The organism is Protofrankia sp. CiP1_Cm_nod2, from assembly GCF_920664355.1.
In the GTDB taxonomy this organism is placed as follows: Bacteria; Actinomycetota; Actinomycetes; order Frankiales; family Frankiaceae; genus Protofrankia.
The window spans coordinates 16822-24323 of the sequence record NZ_CAKKTL010000014.1; the positions used below are offsets into that span (position 1 = coordinate 16822).

Below are 7502 nucleotides of genomic sequence, written 5' to 3' on the forward strand. Positions count from 1 at the left end.
TGTCCAACCGGTTCCGGCAGTGGCGGGACGCCGGTGTCTTCGACGCCCTGTTGCAGGGTCTGATCGCCCAGGCCGGGGCGCGGGGTGAGGTGGACCTGTCGGTGGTCGGCGTGGACTCCACCACCGCCCGGGCTCATCACGACGCCGCCGGGATGCACCTGGCCCGCGCGGCCGGTCATGCCGTCCGCACCGGCGCCGGGGACGGGACGGTGCGGTTGCGGAAGGCCGGGTGAGCGGTCACGGCCCGGACCTGCCCGGTACCTGACGCCCGGTAACGTTCACCTATCGCACAGTCGAGGGAAGCCCGCGTTACGGTACTGCACGCAGTAGGTCATGTAAGGGAATCAGCGGTAGACGTCCCGGCGGTGTCCGAGCTCGACGACCAGGACGTGCAGCGCACGGTCGTTGATGATGTGGATCACCCGGTAGTCGCCGACCCTGATACGCCAGTGCCCGGGCCGGCCCACCATCGCCCTGCAGCCCACCGGCCGCCGGGGTGTGTTCCAGCGTCGCGGTCGCGCGCAGCAGCCGGTCCTGAACGGCATGGGGCAGCTTGCCCGACGCACGCATGGCCGCACGCTCGAACGTGAGGGTGTAGGCGACAGGCGGCATAGTGGACCATCCTGCCGTCGCCGACGTCCGCTCAGGTCAGCAGGTCCTCGCGCGTGAACCCGAGCTCGGCCAGCACCTCATCGAAGGGCACCGGGTCGCCGCCCTCGGCGAGCGCGGCGTCCAGGCACTGACGGTCGTACTCGTCCTCCTCGTCCGTGGTCTCGTACACCACGTCGATCACCGGCTCCGACATGCGCTCACCCCCTCCGGGACGGATCTCTAGTCCGGCATAGACCTGACGGTAACCCGTCGCCCGCCATCGCGGCACCACCAGGGCCGAGGAGACGCCTACATCTCCGCGACAGCGGCCTGCCCCTCCTGTCGATCATCACGTGACGATCGGCAGGCGAGGCAGGCGACGCCTCACCGGTGAGCGTGAGCCGTGTTCGTCGAGCGGCATGCCCGACGGGTAGCGCTGGGCCTATCCGCGGCCGTCGAGCGGAGCGGAGCAACGGGGACGGAGCCCCACAGACCGTAGCGCTGGGCCTATTCGTGGGTGTCAAGGCCGTAGGCGGCCAGGGCCTGGGTGGCGGCGGCGTGGATGCCCGTGGCGATGTCGGGGGGGTCGAGGACTCTGGCCTGGTCACCGAGGCCGAGGAGCAGGCGGTGCAGCCAGCCGGGCTCCCAGACGCGCAGCTCCACCAGCAGGCGGCCGCCGTCGAGCTCACGGCGGGAGACGACCGGGTAGTGGTCGGCGACCCAGCGCGCGGCCGGTTCCAGCTCGAGGACGACCAGCGTCTGCGCCGGGCCGGGCTGGAACAGGCCGTCGGTGTCCCGCGGGCGGGCCCGCGGCGGTGGGTCGGCGGGCGTGTCGAGGACGGTGACGCCGTCCGGGCCGTCGATCCGGTCGAGGCGGAACAGCCGGACCTCGGCCGACCGGTGGCACCAGCCCTCCAGGTACCAGTGGCCGTCCCGGGTGAGCACCCGTATCGGGTCGACGTCGCGTTCGGTCAGCTCGTCACGGGACCACACCAGGTAGCGCAGGCGCAGCCGCCGGCGGCGGGCCACCGCCTCCTGGACGGCCCGCAGGACGTCGTCCTGGGCGTCGAGCTCGACGCGGACCCGGTCGGCGGGCAGGGTGCCGACGGCGTCCGCGAGCTTGCCCAGCGCCCGGTCGAGCGCGTCGCGGGCGGACAGGCCGGGCACGTCGGCGAGGGTGCGGGCCGCGACGACCAGCGCCATCGCCTCGTCCGCGGACAGCCGCAGCGGGCGGTCGAGGGTCTGCGGGTCGAGGACGGTGATCTGGTCGGCGGAGTAGCTCAGGTCGATCAGGTCGCCGGGGGCGCCGCCGGGCAGGCCGCAGACGAACAGCAGGTCCAGGTCGTCCCGCAGCTGGCGGACGGTGATCCCGAAGGTGGCGGCGGCGTCGTCGAGGCACACCCCGGGATGGGCGCGCAGCCACGGCACCAGGGCCAGCAGCCGGCTGAGCCGGTCGGTGGCCGCGGAGGAGGACGCCGGCGAGCTCACGGCACGTTCTCCGGCAGCGTCGCCGCCCCGCTGGACGCCCTGCCCGCTTCCCCGTCGGACGCCCCGGCCGACGAGGGCACCGGCGGAACCGCCGGATCCCTGGCCACCGTGTCAGCGACCGGCTGGACCACCGGCGGGACCACCGGCGGGACCACCGGCGGGACCACCGGCGGGACCACCGGCGGGACCACCGTGTCCCCGGTTGGCTCCCCCGGGGACACGGCCGTCGGCTGCCTCTTCCGTCCCCCGGTCGGCTTTTTCACCGAGGAGGCCGCTGGGGAGGCCGGTGGGGATGCCGGGGCCGCGGAGCAGGAGAACGCCCGGGAACCGGCCGGGTCCGCCGGTTTCGCCGCCGGGCGCGGCCGATCGATGCCGTCGTGGGCCCGGGCGGCGTCGGTGAGGCGGCGGACCACCTCGGCGCGCAGCTGGGCCGGCCGCTCCACCAGCACGTCCGCGCCGTAGCCGGCGATCCACCTGGCCACCTGCTCGGTGTCGGAGTAGTCGATCTCTACCCGGTCCATGCCGGCCGGCGCGGCGACGGAGCCGTCCCCGGCGCGCCCCGGCGCGGGGCCGCTCCCCGGCACGGGATGCGGTGGGCTGTCGGGGAGCATCCGCGCGTACCGGCGCAGCGCGTGACCGGCCCCCGGGCGGATGCGCAGAACGGCGGTGCGGGTGAGCTCGGGCGACGGCGCCGACGCGGACACCAGCGCCCGCAGGTCGACCCCGTCGGGGACGCGGACCGCGCCCGCCGGCCCGAGCGCCCGCACGGGGCCGGTCACCCGTGACAGCCGGAAGACCCGGGGGGCCTGCCGGTCACGGTCGTGACCGACGAGGTACCAGCGTCCCCGCCAGGAGACCACCCCCCACGGTTCGACGTGGCGTTCGCGTGGCTCGGTCTCCTCCACCTTGCGGTAGGGGAAGCGGATGGCCTGCCCGGCCTGCACGGCGGCCAGGCAGGGCGCGAACGCGGGCTCCGTGGTGGCGACCCGGGGCTCCAAGCCGCCCGACAGCCCGCCCGGGACGCCCGGGAGGCCGTCCGGGCCGGGCAGGGTGCGGATACCGCCGGCCGCGAGCTTGCGCAGCGCGCTGGCGGACGCGTCCGCGAGCGCCGTGCTGGACCACAGCTGGGCGGCGAGGCCGAGGGCGGCGGCCTCGTCCGGGTCGAGGGAGATCTCCGGCAGCGCGTAGTCACCGCGGCGGATGCGGTAGCCGACCTCGTCGTTCCAGTACGAGTCCGACCCGGTCTCCAGCGGGATGCCGATGTCGCGCAGGTACTGCTTGTCCCGCTCGAACATGCGGCGGAACGCCCCCTGCTCGTCATCGGTGCCGCCGGGGGTGTAGCCCTCCACGAGCTCGCCGATCTCGGCCACGGTGAGGAACCGCGATGTGGCCATCAGGCACATCGTCAGGTTCAGCAGCCGTTCCAGCCGACGACGGGACACCATACGAGGCTAGAACACCTCTGTTGGATCTTCAGCGCCGCCCACGCGGCAGCCCGTGCGGTGAAGCGTCGGCCGTGCGTCCGAAACGTCCGGGCCGGCAGCTGTCGTTCGAGTGGCCGAAGAGCCGGGCGGCCCGTTGCGGCCTGCCCGGCCTGCCCCGCCTGGCCGGTCCGTCCGCGTCCGCGTGGACCGGCCGGGCGGGGTGCCGGTCAGCTGTCGCTGGCCTGGACACCGACGAGGTCGACGACGAAGACCAGGGTGGATCCGCCCGGGATCGGCCCCTGGTCCGCCGGGCCGTAACCGAGCTCGGGCGGGATCACGAGCGTGCGCCGGCCGCCGATCCGCATCCCGGTGATGCCCTGCTGGAAGCCGGGGATGACGCTGTCCAGCGGGAAGATCGACGGCTCCCCGCGGTCCCAGCTGGCGTCGAACTCCTTGCCGTTGGCCCACAGCGTGCCGACGTACTGCACCGACACGGTGCTGGTCGGTGACGCCGCCGCGCCGGTGCCGACCACGAGGTCGCGGGTCACCAGCGTCGCCGGCGGGGTGCCGGCGCCGGCCGCGATCGTCGGCTTGGCCGACAGGCTGCCCGCGCCCGTCACTGTCGGTAGCTGCGGTTCGCCCGTCCCGTCGGGTGCGGTGGAGCTGCCGCAGGCGGTGAGAGTGACGGGTAACGCGGCGAGAAGAATGGAACAGAGTATGACAAAACGGACGCCGCGGCCAAGGCGGGGGACAACGGTCACAGGTAGGTGGTCCTCACATGCTGGCGATGAGTTTGTCGACCCGGTCGTCGACGGACCGGAACGGATCCTTGCAGAGCACCGTACGCTGTGCCTGATCGTTCAGTTTCAGGTGCACCCAGTCAACGGTGAAGTCGCGCCGCTTCTCCTGGGCCCGCTTGATGAACTCACCACGCAGCCGGGCCCGGGTGGTCTGCGGCGGGACGGACTTCGCCTCGAAGATGTCGAGGTCGCGGCTGACCCGTTCCACCAGCCCACCACGTTCCATCCGGTAGTACAGGCCCCGGTCACGATGGATGTCGTGGTACTTCAGGTCGATCTCGGCCACCCGGGGTGAGGCCAGCGACAGGCCGTGCCGGTGCCGGAACCGGTCGATGAGCACGTACTTGGTCACCCAGTCGATCTCGCGGGCGACCAGCTCCAGGTCGTCGGTCTCGATCGCGAGCAGGGTGCGGCCCCACAGGTCCAGGACGCGCTTGGCGACCGCGTCCCCGCCGCGGCGCTCGACGAACTCCTGCGCCTTGGTGAAGTACTCGCGCTGGATCTCCAGCGCGCTCGCCTCCCGCCCGTTCGCCAGCTTGATCCGGCGCTGGCAGGTCATGTCGTGGCTGACCTCGCGGATCGCCCGGATGGGGTTCTCCAGTGACATGTCCCGCAGCACCACTCCGGCCTCGATCATGCGCAGGACCAGATCGGTCGATCCGATCTTGAGCAGCATCGTGGTCTCACTCATGTTCGAGTCGCCGACGATCACGTGCAGGCGGCGGAACCGCTCGGCGTCGGCGTGCGGCTCGTCCCGGGTGTTGATGATCGGACGGGACCGGGTGGTCGCCGACGACACCGACTCCCAGATGTGCTCGGCACGCTGCGAGATGCAGTACACCGCCCCCCGCGGGGTCTGTAGGACCTTGCCCGCCCCGCACAGGATCTGCCTGCTGACCAGGAACGGCACCAGGACGTCGGCCAGCCGGCTGAACTCGCCGTGCCGCCCCACCAGGTAGTTCTCGTGGCAGCCGTAGCTGTTGCCGGCCGAGTCGGTGTTGTTCTTGAACAGGTGGATGTCGCCGGCGATACCCTCCTCGCGCAGCCGCCGTTCCGCCTCGACCAGCAGCCCCTCCAGGATGCGCTCGCCGGCCTTGTCGTGGGTGACGAGGTCGGGCACGGAGTCGCACTCGGGGGTGGCGTACTCCGGATGGCTGCCCACGTCGAGATAGAGCCGGGCACCGTTCTTCAGGAAGACGTTGCTGCTACGGCCCCAGGAGACGACCCGGCGGAAGAGATAACGGGCCACCTCGTCCGGGGACAGCCTGCGCTGGCCGCGGAAGACACAGGTGACCCCGTACTCGTTCTCCAGGCCGAAGATGCGGCGATCCACACCGACGACCCTATGCCGCCCGCCCACCCTGGTGTGAGCGGACGCTCCCACCCGTGCGCACCGATGGCCGCCCGCGGCCCCGCCGGGGCCCACCGTGACACGGAGGGCAGCGGCATCATCGCCTTGAGTATCAAGACGAGCCGGGTGCGTGCCCGCGTCGGGTAACGTCCGCGTCGAGGGCACGGACGGCGCGACCCGGGGACGACCCGGGACGATCTGACGGCGATCCGGGGACCGGCTCTTTCGAGGACAGGAGATCCGCCGGAGGCGGGAGAGGACGACCAACATGACAGTGACACCCGAACCCTCCGCGGCCGTCACGACCGTGGGCGCCGCCACCCCCGCCACGGTGGTCGCGCCGCGCCCGGACGGCCCGACCCACGGCGGGGTGGTCGTGGTCCAGGACGCGCGGGGGATCACGCCGTATCTGGTGTCGGTGTGCGCGCGGCTGGCCGGCGCCGGCTGGCTCGCGGTCGCCCCGCACCTCTACCACCGGGACGGGATCGCCGAGGTCGACCCGGCCGGCAGCTGGCCGTCCGCGCCGCGACAGATGACCACCCTGACCGCCACCGGCATCACCACGGACGTCGACGCCGGCCTCGCCCATCTCGCCGACGCCGGTCTCGCCCCCGGGCGGACCGCGGTGATCGGCTTCTGCATGGGCGGGACCGTGGCGCTGTTCACCGCCACCCGCCATGCCGTGGGCGCGGCCGTGTCGTTCTACGGCGGCGGGGTGCGCACGCCGTACTGGGACGGCATACCGCCGCTGGTGGAGCTCGCGCCGGCGCTGCGCGCGCCATGGCTCGGCCTGTACGGCGAGGAGGACGTGCTGATCAGCGTCGACGAGATCGACGCGCTGCGGACGGCCGCGGGCACGGCGGCGGTGCCCACCGAACTGGTCAGCTACCCCGGCGCCGGGCACGCCTTCCACAGTGGCGACCGCGCCGAGATCCACCGGCCGGCGGCGGCCGAGGACGCCTGGAACCGGACGCTGGCCTGGCTGCGCGCCCACGTGGCCGCCGGCTGAACCAGCCCGTCCCGAGCCCACGGCGGGCGACATCAGACGAATCGCGTGCCGCCTCGGGGCCGGTACAGGCCCCCGAGGCGGCACGCGACAGACATCGCGCCGCCTCGGGGCGTGCTGATCTGCTCGGCCGCCGGCGGGAGAGCGGCCGGCCGCCGGGTCAGCCCGGGGTGTCGGCGGTCTCGGCCAGCAGCGCGTCCAGCTGCGGGCCGGAGATGCGCTTGAACAGCCGGCGGTTACGGGTACGGTCGAGCATCGCCACCTCGAGGTTGGCCGAGGACAGGACGCGGTCGCCGTTGGCGCCCGGGGGCGTGCCGGCCCGCAGTGCGTTCGCGGCGACCCGCAGCGCCGTGGCCAGCGGCTGCGCGTCCGCGTGATGCTCCTTCAGGGACGTGTTGACCTGCTCGGACTGCCCGCCGATGGCCACGAACCCGCGCTCGTCCGCGATCGACCCGTCGTAGGTCAGCCGGTAGATCTGGTCGGAGGCGGCGTCCTCGCCGACCTCCGAGACGACGATCTCCACCTCGTACGGCTTGATGCTGTCGGTGAAGATCGTGCCGAGGGTCTGGGCGTAGAAGTTGGCCAGCGCCCGCCCGGTGACGTCCCGGCGGTCGTACATGTACCCCCGGACGTCCATCATGCGCACGCCCGCCGTCCGCAGGTTCTCGAACTCGTTGTACTTGCCGACCGCGGCGAAGGCGACCCGGTCGTAGATCTCACTGATCTTGTGCAGGGTGGACGAGGGGTTCTCCGCGACGAACAGGATGCCGTCGGCGTAGCTGCGCACGACCACGCTGCGGCCGCGCGCGATCCCCTTGCGGGCGTATTCGGACCTGTCCCGG

Annotated in this window: 8 protein-coding genes and 1 pseudogene; 2 read left to right on the plus strand and 7 right to left on the minus strand. The window is 72.8% G+C overall.

Going from position 1 to position 7502, the window contains the following annotated elements:
- A pseudogene (locus tag NBW84_RS02830) lies at window positions 1-162 on the plus strand (IS5-like element ISMra2 family transposase); the annotation flags it as partial.
- A gap of 182 nt (window positions 163-344) precedes the next feature.
- Here NBW84_RS02830 and NBW84_RS02835 read toward each other — a convergent pair.
- From NBW84_RS02835 to pafA, 6 genes are all read right to left on the minus strand, one after another.
- Window positions 345-470, minus strand: a complete 126-nt coding sequence (locus NBW84_RS02835) for a type II toxin-antitoxin system RelE family toxin (RefSeq protein WP_250281404.1) — start codon at window positions 468-470, stop codon at window positions 345-347.
- Window positions 471-643: 173 nt separating this feature from the next.
- Window positions 644-805, minus strand: a complete 162-nt coding sequence (locus NBW84_RS02840; protein WP_250281406.1) for a hypothetical protein — start codon at window positions 803-805, stop codon at window positions 644-646.
- A gap of 293 nt (window positions 806-1098) precedes the next feature.
- Window positions 1099-2079, minus strand: coding sequence for a WYL domain-containing protein (locus tag NBW84_RS02845; RefSeq protein WP_250281408.1), 981 nt, complete (start codon window positions 2077-2079; stop codon window positions 1099-1101).
- Complete coding sequence (locus NBW84_RS02850; RefSeq protein WP_250281411.1) at window positions 2076-3473, minus strand: helix-turn-helix transcriptional regulator; 1398 nt, start codon at window positions 3471-3473, stop codon at window positions 2076-2078. The genes NBW84_RS02845 and NBW84_RS02850 overlap by 4 nt, the downstream gene beginning before the upstream one ends.
- Window positions 3474-3730: 257 nt before the next feature.
- Entirely contained in the window at window positions 3731-4264 is a 534-nt protein-coding gene (locus NBW84_RS02855) for an FKBP-type peptidyl-prolyl cis-trans isomerase (RefSeq protein ID WP_250281412.1), read from the minus strand.
- A gap of 13 nt (window positions 4265-4277) precedes the next feature.
- Entirely contained in the window at window positions 4278-5636 is a 1359-nt protein-coding gene (gene pafA / locus NBW84_RS02860) for a Pup--protein ligase (RefSeq protein WP_047223534.1), read from the minus strand.
- A gap of 286 nt (window positions 5637-5922) precedes the next feature.
- On the opposite strand from pafA, the gene NBW84_RS02865 reads away from it, so the two are divergent.
- Window positions 5923-6663, plus strand: a complete 741-nt coding sequence (locus NBW84_RS02865; protein WP_250281414.1) for a dienelactone hydrolase family protein — start codon at window positions 5923-5925, stop codon at window positions 6661-6663.
- A 157-nt stretch (window positions 6664-6820) separates the two neighbouring features.
- Here NBW84_RS02865 and prcA read toward each other — a convergent pair.
- Window positions 6821-7502 (minus strand): proteasome subunit alpha (gene prcA, locus NBW84_RS02870; protein ID WP_250281416.1); only part of this gene is annotated, 682 nt, incomplete at its 5' end.

Coding starts and splice junctions, on each gene's coding strand:
- NBW84_RS02840 (WP_250281406.1), bottom strand. CDS start 805: ATGTCGGAGCCGGTGATCGACGTGGTGTACGAGACCACGGACGAGGAG.
- NBW84_RS02865 (WP_250281414.1), top strand. CDS start 5,923: ATGACAGTGACACCCGAACCCTCCGCGGCCGTCACGACCGTGGGCGCC.
- NBW84_RS02835 (WP_250281404.1), bottom strand. CDS start 470: ATGGTGGGCCGGCCCGGGCACTGGCGTATCAGGGTCGGCGACTACCGG.
- NBW84_RS02850 (WP_250281411.1), bottom strand. CDS start 3,473: ATGGCCACATCGCGGTTCCTCACCGTGGCCGAGATCGGCGAGCTCGTG.